The sequence below is a fragment of the Nonomuraea sp. NPDC004702 genome (assembly GCF_053601695.1).
In genome coordinates, this window is record NZ_JBSGCE010000018.1 from 107,258 (window position 1) to 130,968 (window position 23,711).

General features: G+C 71.1%; 22 protein-coding genes. 15 read left to right on the top strand and 7 right to left on the bottom strand.

Going from position 1 to position 23,711, the window contains the following annotated elements:
• Positions 1-42: 42 nt before the first annotated feature.
• Positions 43-1,020, bottom strand: coding sequence for a UDP-glucose 4-epimerase GalE (galE, locus tag ACWEJ6_RS23370; protein WP_452426107.1), 978 nt, complete (start codon positions 1,018-1,020; stop codon positions 43-45).
• 192 nt (positions 1,021-1,212) lie between these two features.
• Between galE and ACWEJ6_RS23375 the strand changes: the two genes are divergently transcribed.
• The 6 genes from ACWEJ6_RS23375 to ACWEJ6_RS23400 all read left to right on the top strand — a co-directional run bounded on the left by ACWEJ6_RS23375 (position 1,213) and on the right by ACWEJ6_RS23400 (position 5,182).
• On the top strand, positions 1,213-2,613 hold the full coding sequence (locus ACWEJ6_RS23375; RefSeq protein ID WP_387669145.1) for a glutamate--cysteine ligase: 1,401 nt from the start codon (positions 1,213-1,215) through the stop codon (positions 2,611-2,613).
• Positions 2,610-3,257 (top strand): neutral zinc metallopeptidase, encoded by a 648-nt coding sequence (locus ACWEJ6_RS23380; RefSeq protein ID WP_358282280.1) that lies wholly within the window; start codon positions 2,610-2,612, stop codon positions 3,255-3,257. The genes ACWEJ6_RS23375 and ACWEJ6_RS23380 overlap by 4 nt, the downstream gene beginning before the upstream one ends.
• A 66-nt stretch (positions 3,258-3,323) precedes the next feature.
• Complete coding sequence (locus tag ACWEJ6_RS23385) at positions 3,324-3,581, top strand: WhiB family transcriptional regulator (protein ID WP_352323895.1); 258 nt, start codon at positions 3,324-3,326, stop codon at positions 3,579-3,581.
• A 67-nt stretch (positions 3,582-3,648) separates the two neighbouring features.
• Complete coding sequence (locus tag ACWEJ6_RS23390) at positions 3,649-4,368, top strand: CPBP family intramembrane glutamic endopeptidase (RefSeq protein ID WP_358282278.1); 720 nt, start codon at positions 3,649-3,651, stop codon at positions 4,366-4,368.
• Between the two features lie 179 nt (positions 4,369-4,547).
• Positions 4,548-4,772, top strand: a complete 225-nt coding sequence (locus ACWEJ6_RS23395) for a type II toxin-antitoxin system VapB family antitoxin (RefSeq protein ID WP_452426110.1) — start codon at positions 4,548-4,550, stop codon at positions 4,770-4,772.
• Entirely contained in the window at positions 4,754-5,182 is a 429-nt protein-coding gene (locus ACWEJ6_RS23400) for a PIN domain-containing protein (RefSeq protein WP_387669150.1), read from the top strand. Before ACWEJ6_RS23395 ends, ACWEJ6_RS23400 begins: the two co-directional genes overlap by 19 nt.
• Positions 5,183-5,203: 21 nt before the next feature.
• Here ACWEJ6_RS23400 and ACWEJ6_RS23405 read toward each other — a convergent pair whose 3' ends face one another.
• Positions 5,204-5,923, bottom strand: a complete 720-nt coding sequence (locus tag ACWEJ6_RS23405) for a PIG-L deacetylase family protein (protein ID WP_452426112.1) — start codon at positions 5,921-5,923, stop codon at positions 5,204-5,206.
• A 95-nt stretch (positions 5,924-6,018) separates the two neighbouring features.
• On the opposite strand from ACWEJ6_RS23405, the gene pcrA reads away from it, so the two are divergent.
• The gene (pcrA, locus tag ACWEJ6_RS23410; RefSeq protein ID WP_452426114.1) at positions 6,019-8,271 is read left to right on the top strand and encodes a DNA helicase PcrA; all 2,253 of its coding nucleotides are present in this window, start codon (positions 6,019-6,021) and stop codon (positions 8,269-8,271) included.
• A 210-nt stretch (positions 8,272-8,481) separates the two neighbouring features.
• Here pcrA and ACWEJ6_RS23415 read toward each other — a convergent pair whose 3' ends face one another.
• The 3 genes from ACWEJ6_RS23415 to ACWEJ6_RS23425 all read right to left on the bottom strand — a co-directional run bounded on the left by ACWEJ6_RS23415 (position 8,482) and on the right by ACWEJ6_RS23425 (position 11,386).
• Positions 8,482-9,372, bottom strand: coding sequence for a L,D-transpeptidase (locus ACWEJ6_RS23415; protein WP_387669153.1), 891 nt, complete (start codon positions 9,370-9,372; stop codon positions 8,482-8,484).
• Positions 9,373-9,548: 176 nt separating this feature from the next.
• Positions 9,549-10,181, bottom strand: coding sequence for a response regulator transcription factor (locus ACWEJ6_RS23420; protein WP_352323887.1), 633 nt, complete (start codon positions 10,179-10,181; stop codon positions 9,549-9,551).
• A complete protein-coding gene (locus tag ACWEJ6_RS23425) occupies positions 10,178-11,386 on the bottom strand; it encodes an ATP-binding protein (RefSeq protein ID WP_358282268.1) in 1,209 nt (402 codons plus the stop codon). The genes ACWEJ6_RS23420 and ACWEJ6_RS23425 overlap by 4 nt, the downstream gene beginning before the upstream one ends.
• 114 nt (positions 11,387-11,500) lie before the next feature.
• Here ACWEJ6_RS23425 and ACWEJ6_RS23430 point away from each other — a divergent pair, with 114 nt between their 5' ends.
• From ACWEJ6_RS23430 to ACWEJ6_RS23465, 8 genes are all read left to right on the top strand, one after another.
• Positions 11,501-13,216: a PspC domain-containing protein gene (locus tag ACWEJ6_RS23430; RefSeq protein ID WP_452426116.1), complete on the top strand. Its 1,716-nt coding sequence runs from the start codon at positions 11,501-11,503 to the stop codon at positions 13,214-13,216.
• The gene (locus ACWEJ6_RS23435; protein WP_452426118.1) at positions 13,206-13,409 is read left to right on the top strand and encodes a hypothetical protein; all 204 of its coding nucleotides are present in this window, start codon (positions 13,206-13,208) and stop codon (positions 13,407-13,409) included. The genes ACWEJ6_RS23430 and ACWEJ6_RS23435 overlap by 11 nt, the downstream gene beginning before the upstream one ends.
• Positions 13,410-13,481: 72 nt before the next feature.
• Positions 13,482-13,964: a (2Fe-2S)-binding protein gene (locus ACWEJ6_RS23440; RefSeq protein WP_352362730.1), complete on the top strand. Its 483-nt coding sequence runs from the start codon at positions 13,482-13,484 to the stop codon at positions 13,962-13,964.
• Positions 13,965-14,014: 50 nt separating this feature from the next.
• Complete coding sequence (locus ACWEJ6_RS23445; protein WP_452426182.1) at positions 14,015-16,360, top strand: xanthine dehydrogenase family protein molybdopterin-binding subunit; 2,346 nt, start codon at positions 14,015-14,017, stop codon at positions 16,358-16,360.
• Positions 16,357-17,211: an FAD binding domain-containing protein gene (locus ACWEJ6_RS23450; protein ID WP_387669158.1), complete on the top strand. Its 855-nt coding sequence runs from the start codon at positions 16,357-16,359 to the stop codon at positions 17,209-17,211. Before ACWEJ6_RS23445 ends, ACWEJ6_RS23450 begins: the two co-directional genes overlap by 4 nt.
• A gap of 75 nt (positions 17,212-17,286) precedes the next feature.
• Entirely contained in the window at positions 17,287-17,988 is a 702-nt protein-coding gene (locus tag ACWEJ6_RS23455; protein ID WP_387669160.1) for an SRPBCC family protein, read from the top strand.
• A gap of 89 nt (positions 17,989-18,077) precedes the next feature.
• Positions 18,078-20,711, top strand: coding sequence for a bifunctional glycosyltransferase/CDP-glycerol:glycerophosphate glycerophosphotransferase (locus ACWEJ6_RS23460; protein WP_452426121.1), 2,634 nt, complete (start codon positions 18,078-18,080; stop codon positions 20,709-20,711).
• A complete protein-coding gene (locus tag ACWEJ6_RS23465; protein ID WP_452426123.1) occupies positions 20,708-21,769 on the top strand; it encodes a glycosyltransferase in 1,062 nt (353 codons plus the stop codon). Before ACWEJ6_RS23460 ends, ACWEJ6_RS23465 begins: the two co-directional genes overlap by 4 nt.
• On the opposite strand, the gene ACWEJ6_RS23470 is transcribed toward ACWEJ6_RS23465, so the two are convergent.
• Both ACWEJ6_RS23470 and ACWEJ6_RS23475 read right to left on the bottom strand, forming a co-directional pair.
• Positions 21,766-22,797 carry a sulfotransferase family protein gene (locus ACWEJ6_RS23470; protein WP_358282256.1) on the bottom strand — a complete coding sequence of 344 codons (1,032 nt, stop codon included), beginning with the start codon at positions 22,795-22,797 and terminating at the stop codon, positions 21,766-21,768. The genes ACWEJ6_RS23465 and ACWEJ6_RS23470 overlap by 4 nt on opposite strands.
• A gap of 21 nt (positions 22,798-22,818) precedes the next feature.
• The gene (locus ACWEJ6_RS23475) at positions 22,819-23,676 is read right to left on the bottom strand and encodes a CDP-alcohol phosphatidyltransferase family protein (RefSeq protein WP_358282254.1); all 858 of its coding nucleotides are present in this window, start codon (positions 23,674-23,676) and stop codon (positions 22,819-22,821) included.
• Positions 23,677-23,711 lie beyond the last annotated feature (35 nt).

The window sequence follows — 23,711 nt, forward strand, 5'->3', positions numbered from 1 at the left end:
GCTTGGCGGGACGGGCGCGGCGCCCGGCCCGCCGGGCGCGGGTCAGGCGAGGCGGGAGTCGCGCAGGGCGGCCCACTCCAGCGAGTGCCTGATGCCCTCCTCGACGGTGAACCTCGTCTCCCAGCCGAGCAGCCGCCGCGCCCGGTCGCTGCGCGTGTACGCCCCCGCCACGTCACCGGGCCGGGCGGGCGCCTCGACCACGTCGATCGGCCGGTCGACGACCCGGTTGAACGCCTCGGCCAGCTCGCGGACCGTCGTGCCCGCGCCGGTGCCGAGGTTGATCACGTCGGCGTCCAGGGAGTCGAACCGGCGCAGCGCCGCCACGTGCGCGGCGGCCAGGTCCCAGACGTGGACGTAGTCGCGGATGCCCGTGCCGTCGCTCGTCGGGTAGTCGGTGCCGGTGATCGCGAACGGCACGCCGTCCTCGTACGCCTCGATCATCTTGCCCAGGGCGTGGCTGGGACGGCGCAGTTGCAGGCCCGTGCGCATCGCCGGGTCGGCCCCGATCGGGTTGAAGTAGCGCAGCGACAGGATGCGGATCGGCCGGGTGGCGGCGATGTCGGCGAACATGGCCTCGCAGACCGCCTTGGTCCGCGCGTACGGGCTCTGCGGGGCGAGCGGCGAGCTCTCGTCCACGGTGTGGTCCGCGCCGGCCTGGTAGATCGACGCGGACGAGCTGAAGATCATCCGCTCGCAGCCGTTGCGCAGCAGGTGGTCGGCGAACTCCAGGCTCTTGGCGACGTTGGCGCGGTAGTAGCCGACCGGGTCCGCCACGGAGTCGGGCACGACGATCAGGGCCGCGCAGTGGACGACGGCCTCGATGTCGGGGTGCTCGGCGAAGATCTTGTCGACGAGGGCGCCGTCGCCGATGTCGCCCTCGTAGAAGATCCGTCCGTCGGCGAACTCCCTGTGGCCCGTCACGAGGCTGTCGAGGATCACGGGCTCGATGCCGGCGTCGAGGCACGCCGACCCGATCGTGCTGCCGATATAGCCCGCCCCACCGGTAATCAATACGCGCATGCCCGAACCCTACGGGGATGTCAGGGGGGCGCGCGCCGTCTCGATGATCTTCGTGTGGTCCGGCCCGCGGGAGACATCGTGTCGATCTCCGGCTGGTCATGACGGCCCAGCCGTGCGACATTTCCTGGTATGGGCAGGGACGTGCCAGTCGTCGTGTTCAGCCGGGACGATCGCCGGAAATATCGGGAAAAGGTGCGTCGATGTCTCGACGTCTTCGCCCAGATGTTGCGCGAGTCCCGCTTCGAGTTCGACCGCCCCCAGGCCGGCCTGGAGATCGAGCTCAACATCGTGGACGCCCGTGGCGAGGCCGCCATGCGCAACGCCCAGGTGCTGGCCGCGATCGAGCAGCCGGACTGGGCCACCGAGCTGGGCCAGTTCAACATCGAGATCAACGTCGAGCCCCGGGAGCTGACCGGCGACGGCCCGCTCCACCTGGAGGCGGACGTACGAAGGCGGCTCAACCACGCCGAGGAGCGCGCCCGCTCCCAGGACGGGCACCTGGTGCTGGTCGGCATCCTGCCCACGCTGCGCGAGCAGGACATCAGCGAGGGCACCCTGTCGGCCAACCCCCGCTACCGCCTGCTCAACGAGCAGATCTTCGCCGCCCGCGGCGAGGACCTGCACCTGTGCATCGAGGGCGTGGAACGCCTCGACACCCACGCCGACAGCGTCGCGCCCGAGGCCGCGTGCACCAGCGTCCAGCTCCACCTCCAGGTCAGCCCGGAGGCGTTCGCGCCGCACTGGAACGCCGCCCAGGTCATCGCGGGCCCCCAGGTCGCCGTCGCGGCCAACTCCCCCTACCTGTTCGGCAAGGAGCTGCACCGCGAGACCAGGATCGCGCTGTTCGAGCAGGCCACCGACACGCGTCCGGCCGAGCTGAAGACGCAGGGCGTGCGGCCGCGGGTGTGGTTCGGGGAGCGCTGGATCACCAGCGTCTTCGACCTGTTCGAGGAGAACGTCAGCTATTACCCGGCGCTGCTGCCTCTGTGCGAGGAGGAGGACCCGCGGGCCGAGCTGGACCAGGGACGCATCCCCCAGCTGCACGAGCTGACCCTGCACAACGGCACCATCTACCGCTGGAACCGGCCCGTCTACGCGGTCGTGGACGGCGTGCCGCACCTGCGCGTGGAGAACCGCGTCCTGCCCGCCGGGCCCACGGTCGCCGACATCGCCGCGAACGCCGCGTTCTACTACGGCCTGATGCGCGTGCTCCCGTCGGCCGAGCGGCCGATCTGGAGCCAGATGTCCTTCCGCACCGCCGAGGACAACCTCGCCGCCGCGGCCCGGCACGGCCTGGACGCCCGGCTGTACTGGCCGGGGCTGGGCGAGGTGCCGGCGGCCGAGCTGATCCTGCGCCGGCTGCTGCCCATGGCGCGCGAGGGCCTGGCCGCGTGGGGGGTGCACACGCCGGTCGCCGACCGGCTGCTCGGCATCATCGAGGGACGCTGCCTGACCGGCCGCACGGGCGCGACGTGGCAGGTCGAACGGGTGCGCGCACAGGGCGGCGATCGCCACGAGGCGTTACGCGCCATGACGTTGGACTACATCGAGCGCATGCACGGCAACGATCCGGTGCACACTTGGGACGTGTGAACCTCGTGCGACCCCGCCTCCTCGTCCTGGCCCTCGTCCTGCTGCTGGCCGGCTGCGGCCTCACCCGGCCCGCGTCCAGGGACGTCCAGGGGGCCGACACGTTCGAGGACGACATCCGGGCCGCGCGCACGCTCACCGAGTCGTTCTGGACGGAGTTCTTCGACCAGCAGGGGATGACTTATCGGCCTATCGCCGACTTCATCCCTTACTCCGGGAGTTCGGGGCCTTCCTGCGGGGGCGAGCCGTCCGTGCCGAACAACGCCTTCTACTGCCCCGAGGGCCATTTCATCGCCTACGACCAGGCCTGGATGGAGTCCCTGTGGAACGACATGGGCGACGGCTCGGTGTACGTGATCATCCCCCACGAGTTCGGGCACGCCGTCCAGGCCCAGCTCAGGACCGGCTTCGAGCTGAACGTCCAGGCCGAGCTGCAGGCCGACTGCTACGCCGGCGGGACGCTGGCGGCCCTGGTCGGCTCAGGCTCCCTGCGCGCCCAGCCCGGTGACGAGGACGAGCTCATGACCAGCCTGGAGGCCGCCGGCGACCCCACGGACGACTGGCTGGACCCCGCCGCCCACGGCACCGCCGAGCAACGCCAGTCCTCCTTCGCCGGCGGCTACGAGGACGGCGTGGGCGCCTGCTGAGGGTGTACGCGCGGGTCAACCCAGAGGATGATGTGTCTGATCATGACCTGCCTCTACGGTGGAGGCATGCCACTGGAGGAGATCGGCTGGCTGCGCAGAGGCGCGTGCAGGTCCAGCGACCCTGACCTCTTCTTCCCGCTCGCGCCCTCACCGTTGCAGGAGGCCCGCGCGAAGGCGGTCTGCGCCCGCTGCCCGGTCATCGACGAATGCCGCTCCTACGCCTTACGCGAGGGCGAGACGGAAGGCATCTGGGGCGGCCTCACCCCCCAGGAACGCCGCCGCACCCGCTTCCCCGCCGGCTGGCGCAACTCCGCCGCCTCCTGACCCCACCCACCGACCACCCCGCCCTCACCGGGCGCCGGCGTTCTGTGATGCGACGTAGCCTGCAAGGGTGCTGTTGCGCTCGATCGCCGTCCTCACCGCCGCCAACGTCCTCAACAACAAGATCGCCCCCAGGCTCGCTCCGCTGACCTCCGCCGCCGCCACCGCCGCACTCGTGGCCATGGCACGCGGGCACGGGGTGTCGTGGCGTGAGCTGGGGTTCGAGAAGGCGTCCCGCGGAGCGGCCGTCGGCGGCGCGCTGGCGACAGCGGTGGCCGCCGTCTACACCGTGGGCATCTCCGTGCCCCGCACCAGGCCGCTCTTCCACGACGAGCGCGCCCTGTCGCTCTCGCGCGCCCGCGCCCTGGAGGAGGCCCTGCTCCAGGTCCCCCTGGGCACGGTCCTGCTGGAGGAGGTCGGGTTCCGCGGCGCGCTGCACGGCATGCTGGCCCGCCGCCACGGCCCGGCCGCCGCCACGGCGGTCTCCTCGGCCCTGTTCGGCCTCTGGCACATCCTCCCGGCGATCGACATGGCCCGCGCGAACCCGGCGCTCGGCGCGCTGACCGCGGGCGAGTCGCCCGCCCGTCTCGACGTCGCGCGGGTGGTGGCGGGCAGCGTGGTGTCCACGGCGGCGGCGGGGGTGCTCTTCTGCGAGCTCCGACGGCGCGGCGGGCTGCTGGCGCCGTCGATGCTGCACCTGGCGACCAACTCGCTCGGCTACCTCTTCGCGAGGATCTCGGCGAAGGCTGGGCGCGACGGCCGGGGGAAGACTTCCTCCGGCGGGGGATGAGATTTCCACCTCAGAAGATGAGAATCCTTCCTCACGTCCTTGGAACGGTCCAGGAAGTTCGCCTCGCTGCCTTTACCTTCACCCGAGACACGCATCGCGGGAGCTCTCACTGACTCCCTGAATGCGTCTATCAAGATCAGAAGTCCTGATATGCGGTGGAGGTACGGAGGTGGTGCTGCATGCGTACGGTGATCGACGTCGACAAGGAGCTGCTGGAGACCGCGCAGGCCAGGCTTGGCTCGCCGACCATGAAGGAGACGGTGCGTGCCGCGTTGCAGGCAGTCGTCGACCGTGGCCAGGAGAGGGCCGGCGCATTCGAGGCATTCGAGTTCTGGCGTACCGAGGGAAGCCCGGATCTCCTGGACCGGGAGATCATCCGGCATGTGTGGCGACCACAGGACTGACGTACCTCCTCGACAAGAGCGCCCTCACCCGCATCCGGACGAGCGACGCGGTCGCCAGGGCTCTTCACCCGCTCTATCTGGCCCGGGTCGTCGCGACCTGCGCCGTCATCGATCTGGAGGTGCTCCGCAGCGCCTGTGATCTCCCCCATTACCGGCGCATCCTGCGTGCGCAGCGCCAGTGCGTCAGCCTGCCTCTGAACCAGGAGGTGCAGTCGCGGGCCGTCGAGGTGCAGAGGCAGCTGGTCGGGATCTCTCACCACCGCGGCATCGGGCCGAGCGACCTGCTGATCGCCGCCTGTGCCGAGGTGCACCAGGCGACGATCCTGCACTACGACCGGGCCTTCGACATCATCTCCGAGGTCACCGGGCAGCCCGCGCTCTGGGTGGTGCCGCCGGGCTCGATCCCCTGAGCCGGGAGCGGAACGACCGGGTCAGGCCGTGGGCACGACCTGGAAGCCCTCCGCGTAGTGGCCCTCGCCGAAGCCGGCCTGCTCGGCCCAGGCGGCGAAGCGGCCACGGACGAAGTCGACGAAGCCCTCGACGTGGGCGACCTGGCTGACGTGCGACTGCAAGGCCGCGAGCTTGCGGTCCATGACCGCGGTGATGTCCACCCAGTGGTTGGGGGTGGAGCCGCCGTTCAGCCAGACCTCCCTGACCGTCCACGCCTCCAGGCCCTCCTCGCGCAGCAGCTCGGGGAAGGCGTAGGGGTTGCGGGCGTCGGGGTAGACCGCGTCGAGCGCGGCCCCGCCCACGGCCCGGTGGTCGGGGTGGCTGGGGGCGACGAACTGGTAGTTGCGGTCGGGGTGGTGGGTGATGACCAGGTCGGGGCGTACCTGGCGGATCACCCGGGCGATGTCGCGCCGGAGGTCGAGCGAGGGCACCACCCGGCCGTCGGAGTAGCCGAGGAAGCGCACGTCCGTCACGCCGACGGCCTTGGCCGCGGCGAGCTGCTCGGTCCTGCGGAGCTCGGCCATGCCGGAGTTGTCGAGGGTGCGCTCGTTGCCGCCGGCGTCGCCGTCGGTGACGAGCAGGTACGTGACCTCCACGCCCCGCTCCACGAACAGCGCCACGCTTCCCGCCGCCGCGAAGTCGACGTCGTCGGGATGCGCGGTCACGACAAGTACCCGGTTGATCTCGGCTTCCGCCAGCATGGCTTCCCTTCCTGGACCCTGTACGGAGGACAACCGGCACCCCGTCGGAGGCATTCCGGGCGCCGTTTGTCGGTGGCGCGTCTTAACCTAGGTGGGTGCCGACCCAAGTCTCTGTTGACCACCCCTTGCTCGACGGCCTCAACCCCCAGCAGCGCGAGGCCGTGATCCATCATGGCAGCCCCCTGCTCATCGTGGCGGGGGCGGGGTCGGGGAAGACGCGGGTGCTCACCCACCGCATCGCCTACCTGCTGGCCGAGCGCAACGCGCATCCGGGCGAGATCCTGGCCATCACCTTCACCAACAAGGCCGCCCGGGAGATGAAGGAGCGCATCGACAAGCTCGTCGGGCCGCGTTCCAAGGCGATGTGGGTGATGACGTTCCACAGCGCCTGCATGCGCATCCTGCGGCGCGAGGCCAAGCGGCTGGGCTTCCCGTCCAGCTTCTCGATCTACGACCAGGCCGACTCCCAGCGGCTGATGGCGATGGTCTGCAGGGAGATGGAGCTCGATCCGAAGCGCTACCCGCCGCGTTCGTTCTCGGCGCAGGTCAGCAACTTCAAGAACGAGCTGGTCGACTACGAGACCGCGCTCGACAGGGCGGGCTCCCACCTGGAGAAGACGCTCGCGCAGGCGTACAAGGCCTATCAGCTCAAGCTGACCGAGGCCGGCGCGATGGACTTCGACGACATCATCATGAACACGGTGACGTTGTTCCAGCTCTTCCCCGACGTGGCCGAGCACTACCGGATGCGGTTCAGGCACGTGCTGGTCGACGAGTACCAGGACACCAACCACGCCCAGTACATCCTGATCCGCGAGCTGGTGGGCCATCCCGAGCTGCGCACCGCCGACGGCGACGTCGTGCGTCCGGGCGCCGACATGTCCGAGCTGTGCGTGGTGGGCGACGCCGACCAGTCGATCTACGCCTTCCGCGGCGCGACGATCCGCAACATCCTGGAGTTCGAGCGCGACTACCCCGACGCCCGCACGATCCTGCTGGAGCAGAACTACCGCTCCACCCAGAACATCCTGGCCGCGGCCAACGCGGTGATCGCGCGCAACGAGGGCCGCAAGCCGAAGAACCTCTGGTCCGACCAGGGCGACGGCCCCAAGATCGTGGGCTACGTCGCCGACAACGAGCACGACGAGGCCATGTTCGTGGCCCAGGAGGTCGACCGGCTCAGCGACGAGGAGGGCGTCAAGCCGAGCGAGGTCGCGGTGTTCTACCGGACCAACGCCGCCTCCCGCGTGTTCGAGGAGATCTTCATCCGCACCGGGCTGCCGTACAAGGTGGTCGGGGGCGTGCGCTTCTACGAGCGCAAGGAGGTCAAAGACCTGCTGGCCTACCTGCGGGTGCTGGCCAACCCGGCCGACGTCGTGTCGATGCGGCGCATCCTCAACGTGCCCAAGCGCGGCATCGGCGAGCGGGCCGAGGCCATGATCGAGGCGCTGTCCTCGCGCGAGCGCATCTCGTTCTGGGACGCGCTGCGCCGGGCCGACGAGGCGTACGGCATGGCGACGCGCTCGCTCAACGCGGTGCGCGAGTTCGTGGCGATGCTGGAGGAGCTGATCGCCAAGGCCGAGGGCGTGCCGCCGTCGACGCTGGCCGAGGAGATCCTGGTGGCCACCGGCTACCGTGCCGAGCTGGAGGCCTCCGAAGACCCCCAGGACGAGTCCCGCCTGGAGAACCTCAACGAGCTCGTCTCGGTGGCCTCGGAGTTCGAGGAGGCCAACCCCGAGGGCACGCTGGTGGAGTTCCTGGAGCAGGTGTCGCTGGTCGCCGACGCCGACCAGATCCCCGACGCCGACGGCGGGCAGGGCGTCGTCACGCTGATGACGCTGCACACGGCCAAGGGGCTGGAGTTCCCGGTCGTCTTCCTGACCGCGATGGAGGACGGCGTGTTCCCGCACGTCCGGTCGCTGGGCGAGCCGAAGGAGCTGGAGGAGGAGCGGCGGCTGGCCTACGTCGGCATCACCCGGGCGCAGAAGCGGCTCTACCTCACGCGGGCGGCGGTGCGCAGCTCGTGGGGGTCGCCGTCGTTCAACCCCGCCTCGCGGTTCGTCAACGAGGTGCCGGGGCAGCTCATCGACTGGCGTACCGACCCCGAGAAGTCCGCCTGGAGCGCGGCGACGCGGCGGGAGCCGGCTGCGCGGCCGGCGCCCAAGAGTGGCGGGTCGCGGCAGATCCTGTCGCTGACGCCCGGCGATCGGGTGACGCACGACAAGTGGGGGCTCGGCACGGTGGTGGCCGTGGACGGGGTGGCGGAGAAGACCAAGGTCAAGATCGACTTCGGCGCCGACGGGGAGAAGACGCTGCTGCTGGCGTACGCCCCCCTGGAGAAGCTCTGACCCCTGGGGGTCGACGGGCGCCCACCCCTCGCCGGGGGCCGGGCGCCCGACGGCGCAGGGCGGATCGGAGCTCTGAAGCACTGACCCTCGACAGCGGGGGGCCAGGCTCTGAGGAGCCGGGTCCCGGCGGCGGGCCGGGGGTGTGAGGCGCCCGGTTCGCGGTGGTGAGGGCAGGGCGCTTGGAGGTGGCCCTGCCGCTCCGCCTCCGGGTCAGGGCTTGAGGGCGCTGCCCTGCTTCCACTGGGTCCAGTTGAGCTGCCAGTAGCTCCAGCCGTTGCGCCAGTCGAGCTTGCGCTTGGTTCCGGTGATCTTGACGACGTCACCGCGCTGGGCGATGCCGTAGAACCACTTGGCGCCCTGCGGGGTGGCGCGCACGCAGCCGTGGCTCTGGTTGGAGCGGCCGAGGTACTGGTAGTAGCCGGCGCTCTGGTGCACGTACTCGCCGCTGTCGGAGATGCGCACCGCCCAAGGGATCTCCTCCTTGTAGTAGCGCGGGTCCTTGGGGTCGGTCACCCCCATCCAGGACGACGTCATCGTCTCGACGGACTTCTTGCCCATGGTGAGGTGCACGCCGCTGGTGGTGAGGTAGACGTCCACGCCGTTGCGCACGAGACCGCCCCGGCCGGCGCTGATCGCGATCTTCTTGGCGATCTTGCCGTCCCGGTAGACCTTCATCTGGTGCCTGCGGGTGTCGACGACCGAGATGTTCGCGGTGCCGACGGCGAAGCGGCGGGTGACGTCCTCGGCCTTGTTGCCGGGCAGCTGGCTGAGGCGCGCGGTGAACAGCACCTTCTGGTGCGGCTTCCAGTACGTCTTCGTCCGGTAGATGACCTTGCGGGCCGACACCCAGCGCCAGGCGCCCTCGACCGGTTTGTCGGCCTGGACCTCCAGCAGCGCCTCCACGGCGGCCTTGTCCTTCACATCCCGGTCGAACGTGACGATGATCGGGAAACCGACACCGACTTTCTCCGCCGTCTCCGCCATGGGCGTGATGTCGGCGATGTCGAGCTTGACCTTCTTGGCCGGAGCCGCGACGTGGGCAGCCGCGGCGACGCCCACGGGGGCGGTCGTCCGGACCGCCGGGGCCTGCGAGGCTGGCACGCCTTCTGCCGAACAGGCCGCAGCCGAGACCAGTGCGACCATGGCAAGCAACCGGGGGACGCGATTCAAGGGGGTTACTCCTGGATTATGTGCTTCTCCTTCCATGTGTGACTACTGAGACGCCTGATTCGTCTACGAATCGCCGTAACGACCTTGTAACGGTCCAGAAAGCAGGGTCAGACCAGGCGGCGCGCGGTGGCCCAGCGGGACAGCTCGTGCCGGTTGGAGAGCTGGAGCTTGCGCAGCACGGACGACACGTGCGTCTCCACGGTCTTGACCGAGATGAACAGCTCCTTGGCGATCTCCTTGTACGCGTAGCCGCGGGCGATCAGCCGCAGCACCTCGCGCTCGCGCTGGGTCAGCGAGTCGAGCTCGGGATCGATCGAGGGCGCCTCGGAGGAGGCGAAGGCGTCGAGGACGAACCCGGCCAGCCGCGGCGAGAAGACCGCGTCGCCGTCGGCCACCCGGCGGATGGCGTCGGTGAGCTCCTTGCCGCTGATGTTCTTGGTGACGTAGCCGCGCGCGCCGCCCCTGATGACGCCGATGACGTCCTCGGCGGCGTCGGAGACCGACAGCGCGAGAAAGCGCACCTGCGAGCCGGTGCTGAGGACGCGGCGCAGCACCTCCTGGCCGCCGCCGCCGGGCATGTGCACGTCGAGCAGGACCACGTCGGGCTGGTGCTCGGCGATGGCCTTGACCGCCGTCTCGACGTCCTCCGCCTCGCCCACGACCTCGATCGAGTCGCCCAGCTCCGCGCGTACGCCGGATCTGAACAGCCGGTGGTCGTCGACGATCAACACGCGTGTCATTGCTTGTCCACCTTCATCGTCAGCATCACTTCCGTGCCCTCGCCGGGCTCGGTGCGGACCCTGGCCGTGCCGCCGTGACGTTCCATTCTCCCGATGATGGACTCCCTGATGCCCATTCTGTCGAGGGGCACCGCCTCAAGGTCGAAGCCCTTGCCGCGGTCCTTCACGAAGATGGTCACCTCCAAGCCCTCCACCTCCGCGTAGACGGAGATGGCCGGGCTCTCAGAATATTTCGCCGCGTTGACCATCGCCTGCCTGGACGCCTTGAGCATCGCCGCCAGCTTGCCCTGCGGGTCGAGGTCGATGTCGCCGACGCAGACGACCTCGATGGGCACGCCGTGCGAGTCCTCCTCCTCGGCCGCGATCCGGCGTACGGCGGCGGCCACGGTGGCGTCGGCGTCCTGGGCGGGCTGGTAGAGCCAGTTGCGCAGCTCGCGCTCCTGGGAGCGGGCCAGCCGGGTGACCTCGCGGGGGTCGTGGGAGACGCGCTGGATGAGGGTGAGCGTGTGCAGCACGGAGTCGTGCACCATGGCGGCCACCTCGGCGCGTTCCTCCTGGCGGATGCGCTCGCGCCGTTCGAGCTGCAGCTCCTTCCACAGGCCGGCCAGCCAGGGCGCGGCGATGACCGCGATGCCGCCGACCACGACGACGGTGAACAGCAGACCGGGCCTGGCCTGGGCCAGCTCGCCCTGGGCGTACAGGAAGCCGGCCGCGCCGATGACGACCAGCGTCACGCCGAGCAGCGTGCGCACCCGGTTGGTCCGGATGCTCTTGGTGGCCCCGCTGACCCAGTTCTTGCGGCGTTCGGGGTCGGCCTGCTGCCACAGGATGAGCGCGCCGATGCCGCCGACGGCGAACGGCAACATGCCGATCCCGCCCTTCGAGGCCCCGGTCAGCCAGCCGAACGCGGCCAGCGCCACGCCGATCGCGCTGAACGCGGCGAGCTGGCTCCAGTCGCGCTGCGGCGGCTGCCCCTCGTACGGCTCACGCGGAGTGATCATCCACAGCACGGCGTACGCCACCATGCCGACCCCGTCCACGACGCTGAGCAGCACGAACATCAGCCTGATCACGACGGGATCGAGGGAGAGCTGCGCCGCCAGCCCCTGGGCCACGCCGCCGAGCAGGCGGCCCTCCATGGGGCGGAGCATCCGGCGATAGGGTCGATCGCCGGTGGGCTCGGCAAGTGTCTTCTGGTCTGCCATAACATCGCCATCGTCACATGTCGCGGGCACTTCGGGCATCAGGGAACAACCCCCAGGGTCGAGTCAGGGGTCTCCCGGATGCGACCACCCCGCCCGACGGTCCACGATGGTTCCATGACAGAAGCTCCGCCCAGGGAACCCGCCGCCCCGCCCCGGGAGCTGCGACGCAGCAGCGAGGGGCGCTTCCTCATGGGCGTCTGCGCCGGTCTCGGGCGGCACACCGGCATCGACCCCGTGGTGTTCCGCGTGGCGTTCGCCGTGCTCCTGCTCGGTTCGGGCATCGGGATCTTCCTGTACATCGCGGCCTACCTGCTGATGAAGGAGCCCAACGGCGGGCCGGGGATCATCGAGCAGTGGACCCGCCGCGACCTCGACGCCGAGGCCGTGATGGCGCTGCTCACGGCGGTGCTCGGGTTCGGCCTCGCGCTCAACCTCGCGACCGTCTGGCTCGACACCGGCACGCTGGTGGTCGGCGTGCTGCTGGCCGTCTCGCTGCTCGCGGCCCACTCCAGAGGCGTCGACCTGCTGGGCCTGGCCCGCTCGATGCCCGAGCGGCTCGGTCGCCGGCGCTCCCCCGACGCGGAGCCGCCCGCGCCGCCCTACGCGCCGCCCGCGTCCGCACCTCGGGTACGTCCCGCCGAGCCCGGCTGGTCCGGCCTCGGCGACACCGTGGCGGCCCACCCCGAGTCCCCGGCCCCGGCTCCCCGGCCGACGGCCGCCGCGCACGCCGAGGCCGTGGCCGCGCGGCTGCGGGCGATGTCCGCCGGCCGGCAGGCCGGGACACCCCGTACGGACCGGCCCGAAACCCCTGAAGCGGGACAGGCGGAGGCCGGCCGGGCCGAGATGTCGAAGATCGAGGCCGCACAGGCGATGGAGGACGCCGGCGCCGTGACGGCGGAGCACCAGCTCCCCCGCGACGCGACCCGCCAGGCACAGACGCCAGGCACAGAGGCCCCTGAGGCCCCTGAGGCCCCGAAGACACAGGTCGAGGCCCCGCAGCCGCGGCCGCAGGCCGAGGCTCAGGCGGCGTCGCGGCAGGAGCCGTCCGCCTACCGCCCGCAGCCCAGGACCGCGATCGACTACAGCGGCTACGGCGAGCCCTTCGCCCCGAAGGGCCCCTACCGCCCGCTCGACCCGGCCAGGCGGTCCGGCCAGTCGCCCTACGACCCGGCCCTGTACGGCCGCCCGGCCCCCGCCCCGGCCCCCCGGGCCCGGCGCCCCAAGTCGTTCATCGGGGTCATCACCATCTTGCTCGCGATCATAGTGGGAGGGATCGTCGTGGCGGTCCAGGCCAGGTCGGCCGCGGGCGTGAGCCCGACCATCGTCGGCGGCGCCGTGCTCATCACCATCGGCGCCGGGCTGCTCATCGCCGCCTGGTGGGGCCGCGGCGCCGGTCTCGTCGCGGCGGGCACCACGGTCGCGCTGCTGATCGGCGTGGGGCTGATGCTGGGCGGCCTGCCGCGCAACTTCGGCGACTCCACCTGGTACCTGACCAAGCCCTCGGAGGCGGGCAAGGTCTACGACGTCGGCGTCGGCGACGGCCGGCTGGACCTGACGGAGTTGAAGGCGCTGCCGGGGACGAGCCTGACGTTCGACGCCCGGGTCTCCGTGGGCGAGCTGACGGTGATCGTGCCGCCGACGGCCAGGGTCGAGGTGCACGCGATGAACAAGGTCGGCGACATCAAGGTCGACCAGTCGATCAGGGGCGGCGTGGACGTCAAGTTCGACAAGGTGCTGGAGCCCGAGGTCAGGTCCGAGGACGAGGAGTTCACGATCGTGCTGAACCTGCGGGGCGGCCTGGGCGACATGGAGGTGCGGCGTGGCGCGTGACGTCGAGCGGGTCCGGCGCGTGCACCGGACCGACTGGATGGCCCTGCTGAGCGGCACGTTGTTCGTGGTGCTCGGCATCCTGGTGGTGACCCGCGTGCTCACGGACGCGCTGCTCCTGGTCGGGCTGACCGTGGTGGGGCTGGCCTTCGCGGGGGTGGTGGCGATCATCGCTCGGGTGGTTCGCGGCAAGTAACCCTTGACCGGGAAAAACACCGGCGTAGTTTCGGGTGTGTCCGCCTTTCCCCCTGCTCCTGAGGGAGGACGTATGCCCCGAATCACCGTCACCGTCGACGGGATCAAGTACGAGGAGGACGTCGAGCCGCGGCTCCTCCTCGTCCATCTACTCCGTGAGCGGCTCGGCAGGACCGGCACCCCGGTCGGCTGCGACACCAGCAACTGCGGCGCCTGCACGGTGCTGCTCGACGGCAAGAGCGTGAAGAGCTGCTCCGTGCTCGCCGTGCAGGCCGACGGCGGCGACGTCGTCACCGTCGAGGGCCTGGGCGCGAACGGGTCGATGCACCCGATGCAACGGGCCTTCCACGAAGAGCACGCCTTGCAGTGCGGCTACTGCACCCCCGGCATGGTCATGGCCGCGATCGACCTGGTCCGGGAGGACCCGGAGCCGTCGGAGGAGTCGATCAGGCACGGGCTGGAGGGCAACCTGTGCCGCTGCACGGGCTACTGCAACATCGTGCGCGCGGTGAAGCGCGGCGCGCAGGAGATGGGGCAGGCGGTGAGGACGCAGTGAGCGAGCTGAGCCCCGAGGCCGTCGCCGGGCAGATCGCCGGCAGCGGCCAGATCAACGAGCCGGCCGGCGTGCACGAGGTGGGCCGGCCGCGCCGGCGCAAGGAGGACGCCCGGCTGCTGACGGGGCGTACGCGCTGGACGGACAACCTCTCCAGGCCCGGCACGCTGCACGTGATGTTCCTGCGCAGCCCGATGGCCCACGCCCGGATCACCCGGGTGGACGTGTCGGCGGCCCGCGGCCTGCCCGGCGTGGTGGCCGCCTTCAGCGGCCAGGACTTCGCCGCCGAGCAGGGCAGCCTGCCGTGCGCGTGGCCAGTGACCGACGACGTCGTCATCCCCGACCACCCGCCGATGGCCACCTCCGAGGTCCGGTACGTCGGCGAGGCCGTGGCCTGCGTGGTCGCGACCGACCGGTACCGGGCGGCCGACGCGCTGGAGGCCATCGAGGTCGACTACGAGCCGCTGCCCGCGGTGCTCGACATGACCGAGGCGCTGTCGCCGGACAGCCCGAAGGTGCACGAGGCGGGCAACCAGGCGTTCTCCATGAAGATCACCTCTGGTGACGTCGACGCGGCGTTCGAGGGCGCCGCCGTCGTCATCGACCGGACGTACGTGCAGCAGCGGCTCATCCCGACGGCCATGGAGCCGCGGGCGGTGCTGGTGGACACCGACGGCGACTCGTTCACGATGTGGACCTCCACCCAGATCCCGCACATCCTGCGCGTCATGCTCGCGGTGGTGACCGGCATCCCCGAGCACGACCTGCGGGTGATCGCCCCCGACGTGGGCGGCGGCTTCGGCTCGAAGTTGCAGGTCACCGCCGAGGAGGTGCTCTGCCTGCTGATGGCGCGCCGGCTGGGCCGGCCGGTCAAGTGGACGGAGTCCCGCTCCGAGGGCAACCTGACCGTGCACCACGGCCGCGACCAGCTCCAGCACATCCGGCTCGCGGCCGACGCCGACGGGCGCATCCGGGGGCTCCAGGTCGACCTGCTGGCCGACATGGGCGCGTACCTGATGCTGGTGACGCCGGGGGTGCCGCTGCTCGGGGCGTCCATGTTCAACGCGATCTACAAGATGGACGCCTACGAGTTCGGCTGCCGGGGCGTGTTCACCACCAAGATGGCCACGGACGCCTACCGGGGCGCGGGCCGTCCCGAGGCGACGTTCGGCATCGAGCGGACGATGGACGAGCTCGCCGCCGAGCTGGGCCTGGACCCGCTGGAGGTGCGCCGGCGCAACTGGATCAGGCACGAGGAGTTCCCGTACACGACGATCTCGGGGCTGACCTACGACTCGGGCAACTACGAGGCGGCCACGGAGCGGGCGCTGTCGCTGTTCGGCTACGACAAGCTGCGGGCCGAGCAGGCCGACCGGCGGGACCGGGGCGATCCGGTGCAGCTCGGGATCGGGGTCAGCACGTACACGGAGATGTGCGGGCTGGCGCCGTCGAGGCTGCTCGGGGCGGCGCGGTTCGGTGCGGGCGGCTGGGAGCACGGCTCGGTGCGCATGCTGCCGACCGGCAAGGTCGAGGTCATCACCGGCACGTCCCCGCACGGCCAGGGGCACGTGACGGCGTGGAGCCAGATCGTGGCCGACGCGCTGGGCGTGCCGTTCGAGGACGTACGGGTGCTGCACGGCGACACGGCCGTCGCGCACAAGGGCATGGACACCTACGGCTCGCGCTCGCTGGTCGTGGGCGGCATCGCCGTGCTGCAGGCGTGCGAGAAGGTCAGGGAGAAGGCCAGGAAGCTGGCCGCCCACATGCTGGAGTGCTCGCCCGACGACCTGGAGTTCGACGGCGGCGTGTTCAAGGTGCGCGGCACCGGGTCGGGCCGGACGATCCAGGAGCTGGCCTACGCCGCGTTCCAGGCGCACGACCTGCCCGACGGCGTGGAGGCACGGCTGGACTCCGACGCCACCTTCGACCCGGACAACTACTCCTTCCCGCACGGCACGCACCTGTGCGCGATGGAGGTGGACACCGAGACGGGCATGACCAGGATCCGCTCGTACGTGGCCGTGGACGACGTCGGCAAGGTGGTCAACCCGCTGATCGTCGAGGGCCAGGTGCACGGCGGCATCGCGCAGGGCGTGGCGCAGGCGCTGTTCGAGGAGGCCGTCTACGACTCCGAGGGCAACCTGCTGACCGCGACCATGGCCGACTACCTGCTGCCGTCGGCGGCGGACCTGCCGTCGTTCACGACGGACCGCACCGAGACCCCCGCGACCGGCAACCCGCTGGGCGTCAAGGGCGTCGGCGAGGCGGGCACGATCGCCTCCACCCCGGCGGTGGTGAACGCGATCGTGGACGCGCTGCGGCCCTACGGCGTCGGCGACATCCGGATGCCGTGCACGCCCGAGCGTGTCTGGCGAGCGCTGGAAGGAGCGCGGCGATGATCCCCGCACCGTTCGACTACGTGCGTCCCGACTCGCTCTCGGCGGCCTGCGCGGAGCTGGCCGCCGACGAGGACGCCAAGGCGCTGGCCGGTGGGCAGTCGTTGCTGCCGTTGTTGCGGTTGCGGCTGGCGTATCCGTCCAAGCTGGTGGACATCGGGCGGCTGCCCGGCCTGAACGGCGTGCACGACCGGGGCGACCACGTCTTCATCGGCGCGCTGGCCACGCACGACGAGGTGATGCGGTCGCCGGTGGTGAACGCCGGCGCCCCGCTGGTGGCACTGGCCACGGCCAGGGTGGCCGACCCCGCGATCAGGCACCGGGGCACGTTCGGCGGCTCGCTGGCGCACGCCGACCCGGCCGGTGACCTGCCGGCCGTGGTGCTGGCGCTGGACGGCGTGATCGTGGCCGCGTCGGCGCGGGGCGAACGGGAGATCCCGGCCGCCGAGTTCTTCGTCGACTACCTGGAGACGTCGCTGCGCGCCGGGGAGATCCTGGTCGGCGTGAAGGTGCCGAAGCTGGGCGAGGGCTGGGGCTTCCACTACGAGAAGTTCCACCGGACCGCGCAGTCGTGGGCGATCGTCGGCGTGGCGGCCGCGGTCAGGCGTGCCAACGGCTCGATCGCCGAGGCCAGGGTCGCGCTGACGAACATGGGCCCGACCCCGGTGCGCGCCCGCGCGACCGAGGCCGCGTTGCGCGGCGTCGAGCTCGGCGACCGGGTGCGGCAGGCGTGCGAGGAGGCGGCGGAGGGCACCTCGCCCCCCGCCGACCTGCACGCCCAGCCCGACTACCGCCGTCACCTGGCCCGGGTGCTGACCCATCGGGCAGTGCGCACGGCCGCCGGGACCCCCTGAGTGAGGCGGGGGCGCCTCTTCCGGGCGCCCCCGCCCCGACGTAGTGTCGCAACCAACCTCGGAAGGAGCGGATCGATGGCGATGCGGTTCGAGCACGAGTTCACTGTCCCGGTTCCGGTCGAGCAGGCGTGGGCGGTGCTGCTCGACGTCGAACGGGTCGCGCCGTGCCTGCCCGGGGCGACGCTCGACATCTTCGAGGGCGACGAGTTCACCGGCCGGATGAAGGTCAAGGTCGGCCCGATCACCGTCACCTACCGGGGCTCGGCCAGGTTCGAGGACGTCGACAAGGATTCCCACACGCTGGCCATCCAGGCGTCGGGCAAGGAGGCCCGGGGCTCCGGCACGGCCTCGGCCACGGTCAGGGCGCGCATGACGCCGGCCGAGGGAGGCACGTCAGTGGCCGTGGAGACGACGTTCAACGTGACCGGGCGGCCGGCGCAGTTCGGGCGCGGGGTCATGGCCGAGGTCGGGGCCAAGCTGATCGACAGGTTCGCCGGCAACCTGGCCCAACTGCTCTCCGAGCCCATGGTGGAGCCGGTCGCACCCCAGGAGCAGGAGCAGCCTCAGGAGGAGGAGCGGCACCTGAGCACGGTGACCGTCCCCGAGCCGGACGTGCGGCCCGCGGGCACGCTGCGGACCTCGCGCACGCCCGACGAGGAGGCGCTCGACCTGATGGAGATCGCCGGGCAGCCGCTGCTCAGGCGGCTCGCGCCGATCGCGGGCGGCCTGCTGGCGCTCACGATCCTCATCTGGGTGGTTCGTCGCCTTATGCGCTGATTTTCAGCAAAAACCACATAAAGTCCGGTCACTTCCCGCTATCAGGGGGAAGTGCCATTCCCGCAGGTCATTTCTGGGGGGACATGGGCATGCCGGACTGCAGCGTCGTCGTGATCTCGTACAACGACGCGGCCCGCCTGCCCAGGGCCGTGCGTTCGGTGTTGCGGCAGACGTTGCGCGACCTGGAAGTGATCATCTCCGACGACGCGAGCACCGACGGCACGCCCGAGGTGGCCGCGCGGCTCATGGCCGAGGACCCGCGGGTGCGCTACCTGCGCAGGCAGAGCAACAGCGGCGGCTGCGGAGCCCCGCGCAACGACGGCATCGACGCGGCCAGGGCGCCGTACGCCATGTTCCTCGACAGCGACGACGAGCTGCCCAGGCACGCGTGCAAGAGCCTGCTCACCGAGATCGAGCGCACCGGCGCCGACTTCGTGTCGGGGCAGATCTCCCGGCTGTTCGAGCGGGACGGACGGCTGCGCCCGTACTATCCGTCGTTGTTCGCCCGGCGGCGGGTGGTCGAGGGCATCCGCGCGGAGCCCGAGCTCTTCCTCGACTCCTTCAGCACCAACAAGCTCTACGACGTCGCCTGGCTGCGCGACAACGTGCTGCGCTTCCCCGAGGACATCCACTACGAGGACCACGTCTTCGCCACCGAGCTGTACGCGCTGGCCCGCCGGTTCGCGATCGTGCCGTGGGTGGTCTACCACTGGCACCGGGCGAGCTCGAACGAGTCGATCTCCCTGAGCATCGACGAGATGGACAACGTGCGGCAGCGGGTGATCGCGGCGCGGCTGAGCGACGACATCCTGCGCGGCTACGGCGCGCACGACCTGGTGCCGCACCGGCAGTACCGGTTCCTGCGGCAGGACCTGCGGGTCTACCTCAACCCGCTGCCCGCGCGCGACCTGGTGTGGGTCAAGGAGTTCGCCTCGGTCGTGCGGCCGTACCTGGAGGAGATCCCCGGCGCGGTGTTCGACCGGATCGAGCCGATGGACCGGGTCTGCTGCCGGCTCATCCTGGACGACCGGATCGAGGACCTGCGCGTGGCGGCCGGCTCGCTGACCGGCCCCCGGGCCGCGCCGCGGGCGGCCGTGCAGGTGGACGGGCGCACGTACTGGGGAACCACGGCCGCGCCCGGGCTGGACATCACCGCGCTGCGCCTGGCCGAGCTGCCCTACACCGACTCCCGGCTGCGGCACGAGGTGACCGGCCTGGCCACGAACGGCGAGCGGGTGCGGATGACCGTGCGCACCTACGACCCGTTCGGCGTGCTGCCGGCCGAGTGGGACGCCTTCCTGGAGGCGGGCCGGGAACGGGTGCCGATCCGGCCGGTCCCCTCGGGCGACGGCGGCTACGTCAGCGAGGTCGTCTTCGCGCCCTGCGGCAGGAGCGACCCGCGCATCGGCTTCCGGCGCCGCTCCGACGGCCACGTCACCACCGACCGGCTGATCGTGGACCCCAACCTGGAGCCGATCGAGCTGCCCGGCTGCACGGTGAAGGCCGAGGGCTACGCCGCCTACCTGTGCGTGCGCACGCACTCGCGCACCCGCTCGGCGCTGCGGCGGGCGCGACGGCTGCTGCTCAGGAAGCTCAACACGCCGCGCGCCAAGCTGCGCGCGTACAAGCTGCTGATCAGGGTGGTGCCGCGGCGCGAAGACCTCGCCCTGTTCGAGTCGGACGTCGGCAAGGGCTACAACGGCAGCCCCCGCGCCATCTACGAGGAGGTGCGGCGGCGCGGCCTGCCGATCGAGGCGGTCTGGTCGGTCGCCAAGGGCCGCAAGAACTTCCCCGCCGACGTGCGGCTGGTCCGCCGGGGCAGCTGGCGCTACCTGTGGACGATGGCCCGCGCCGGGATCTGGGTGGACAGCCACGGCTTCCCGCTGGACTACCCCAAGCCGCCCGGCACCCGCTATCTGCAGACCTGGCACGGGCAGGGCATCAAGTCGATCGGCTTCGACGCGCCCGACCTGCGCGGCGACTTCGACCGGCCGCGCGAGCAGTGGCGGGCCGCCGTCGCCCGGTGGGACGCGCTGGTCTCGCCGAGCGCCGAGTTCTCGCGGGTGTTCCTGCCCTCCAACGGCTACGACGGCAAGGTCTACCGGTGCGGCACCCCGCGCTGCGACGCGCTGGTGCGGGCGGAGGCGGCCGGCGACGTGCGGGCCCGGCTGGAGATCCCGCCGGGGCGCAAGGTCCTGCTCTACGCGCCCACCTACCGCGACCGGGACAGGATGAGCGGCCGTTCGGTACGCGCCGACCTGGACCTCATGGCCGCGGAGCTGGCCGGCGAGTGGGTGGTGGTGCTGCGCACGCATCCGGTCGAGAAGTACGACCCGCCCGAGCGGCTCAGGCACTTCGTGCGGCCGGCCGCGTCCTATCCGGAGATCAACGACCTGATGCTGGCCTCCGACGCGCTGCTGACCGACTACTCGTCCGTGATGTGCGACTACGCGCTGACCGGCCGGCCGATGGTGTTCCTCATCGACGACTGGGACGACTACCGGCTCTCCGAGCGCGGCGTCTACCACGACCTGCCCGCCATCGCCCCTGGCCCGTGCGTGACGACCACGGCGGAGCTGGTGGACGTGCTGCGGAACCTGCCCGAGGTGCACGCCGCCTTCGCCGCCAAGTACGCCGCCTTCCGCGCCCTGTGGTGCGCCGACGAGCACGGGGACGCCTCCGCCCGCATCGTGGACGACTTCTTCGAAGGGCGCACGCGATGACCGTCGTCTTCGCCTGCCTGGACGCCGACACGCTCGGCGGCGTCCAGCGGGTCACCCACACCCTGGCCCAGGGCCTGGCCGAACGCGGCCACGAGGTGCACGTCGTCGGCCTGCACCGCGCCGCCGCGCCCTTCCGCTACGTGGACCGGCCGCTCTACCGGCAGCACGTCGTGGGCGGCCCGCTCGGCGAGCAGGGCCCGCTGGCCAGGCGGCTGGCCGACCGCAGGGTGAAGGAGCTGCTGCGCGGCGTGCGCCCCGGGTACGCGGTGCTGACGTCGCCGTCGGTGGTGACCAGGCTGTCAGGGTTGCTGCCCGCCGGGTTCCGCTCGATCGGCCAGTACCACGGCTCCTACGACCACGCCCGCGACTGCTGGCACCTGGCCTCGATCAAGAAGCACTACCCCGACCTCGACCAGGCGCTCTTCCTCAGCGACGACGACGCCTGGGCCTTCTCCGAGCACGCCCTGCTGCCCAACGCCTGGACGCTGCCCAACCCGCTGGGCGCCTGGCCGCGGGAGACGTCGCCGCTGGACGTGCCGCGGGTGCTGGGCGTGGGGCGGCTGGAGGGCGTCAAGCGCTTCGACCGGCTGATCAGCGCGTTCGCCCGTGCCGAGCCGCCGCCGTCCTGGGAGCTGCATCTGATCGGCGACGGCGCGGAACGCGAGCGGCTGCGGGCGCACGCGGCCCGGGAGGGCGTCGCGGACCGGGTGGTCTTCCGCGGCCTGGTGCCCGCTCACCGGATGCGGGAGGAGTACCTGAACGCCTCGCTGGTGGCGCTGACCAGCGAGCACGAGGGCCTGCCGGTCGTGCTGCTGGAGGCGTGCGCCCACGGGGTGCCGTCGGTGGCCTTCGACGTGTCGGGCGGCGTGCGCTCGGCGGGCCCGGTACGGGTGCCGCCGGGGGACGTGGACGCGTTCGCCGCCGAGCTGGCCGCGCTGATGGGATCGGCGCCGGAGCGGCGGCGGCTGGGGGCCGCCGCCCGGGCACGGGCCGAGGCGTTCCGCCTCGACCACGTGCTGGACCGCTGGGAGCGGCTGTTCGCGCACATCCAGCGCTAGACGGTCACCTCGGGACGCTGCTGCGGGATGCCGGCCAGCGACTTCTGCGTGGAGGTGAGCAGCGCGCCGACCGGGCTGGGCTCGCGCAGCCGGTTGAAGCGGTCGCGCATGGCCTTGCGCGACCGGCTGGCCTTGCGCTTCTGCATGGTCTTCTGGCAGGCCGTCAGGTGCTCCTTGGCAGGCCTGGGCGCGCCGGTCAGCTCGTAGCCGTTGGCCTGGAGGCGCTCGCCGAGGACCTGCTCGCAGAGCGCGATCTCCCAGTCGTCCAGGCGGTTGGCCCAGCTCCCGACCCGGCTGCGGGTGACCTCGCGGTGGGTGTTGCTGTGCCAGACCTTGTGCTGCGGGACGGCCTGGACGGCGGCCTCACGGGGGGAGATCATCGACGGCGCGAAGTCCTCCTCCAGGAAGTGGCAGAGCTTCTTCATCTCGGTCATCGGGTCGTCGGTGAGGTCTTCGTAGCGCAGCTCGTAGTAGGTGTCGTCGGGCAGCGTGCGCCGCAGCCGCTCGCCGGCGTCGATGGCCTCGGCCCAGGTGGAGATCGCGTGGAAGGAGTCCAGCGTGTACCAGGGCATCTCCTTCAGCGAGGCCACGCAGTCGCGGCCGTCCCTGATCAGGTGGATGAACTGGGCGTCGGGGAAGAGGCGCAGCAGCAGGTCGGTCTGCTTGACGTAGCTGGGCCTCTTGTCGCCCCAGCGGGCCTTGTCGAAGCGGTCGGCGTACATGCGGAAGGCGGTGCCGATGACCGAGCCGAGCGAGCCCGGCCCCTCCACGGCCTGCCGGATGAACTCGTCCTTGTCGATCTTGAGCTCGCGGAACTTCGTGCTGCGGTCGGTCGCGATCCACTGCGCCAGTGCCTTGCGCCGCTGGGGGACCCGCAGGTCGCCCCATGTGCGGCGCCGGTAATAAGCGGGAACGAGGAAGCGCGTCTCCGGCGGCACCGCCATGCGCGGGTGCGAGTGGAGCATGAGCTGGAGCATCGTGGTGCCGGACCGCGGGCATCCAATGACGAAGACTGGCCGGTCGGACATTTCGTACTAACCCCCGAAAACTTAGACGAGAACGTGCTCTCGGCTCTCCTGGGAGGGCACGCTGTGCCTGCGCGTGAAGAGCCACATCCGGTAGACAAGGAAGATCTCGTTGGCCAGGAGCAGGACGCCGGCGGCCATGGCGAGCGGGATCAGCGCCCACGCCCCCGCGAGCGGGGCCACCACGAAGACCGCGGCGTGGAACTCGATGCCGCTGATCAGGTGCGACCGCACCCGGTGCCTGGCCAGGAACCTGTTGAGGCGCCTGAAGAAGGAAGGCAGCCGCCGCCTGCGGCCGCCGGGGCGCGGACCGCGCTCCACGAGCAGGTGCAGGTCGAGGTCCGCGGGCGCACACTCCAGCGGGACGGTGTCCTCGCCGGGCAGCTCCGGCTCGCCCCGCTCCTCCCTGACCGCCTCGCGCACCCGCTTCATCTGCGGGGCGTTGACGTACCTGAACAGGTCGAGCACGGCCACCGCCGCGCCGAGCACCACGTAGCGGACATCGTCCGTCAGGACGTACTGCCCGTACGCCAGCCCCCCGGCGCACAGGACGACCCTGACCCGGTCCCCCACGTAGTCCAGCCAGAGGCCGAAGGGCGTCCCCGTGCCCTTGAGCCGGGCTATCTTGCCGTCCACGCAGTCGATGGTGAAGCTCAGGTAGAACATCAGGGCGCCGGCGACGAGCTGGTCCAGCGCGAAGCAGGCCGCGGACACCATGCCGAGGACCAGCGAGAACACCGTGAGCCCGTTGGGCGTGATCCGGGTGCGGTTGGCGACGGGAAGGGCGACCCGGCAGGCGACCGGATCCACGAAATACACGGTCCACCAGGAGTCTCTCCGCTTGCGTGTCTCGTAGACGTCATCCAGCGAATAGGTCCTCATGGATCCCAGCATGGCTACGGAACGCCGTCTGACGA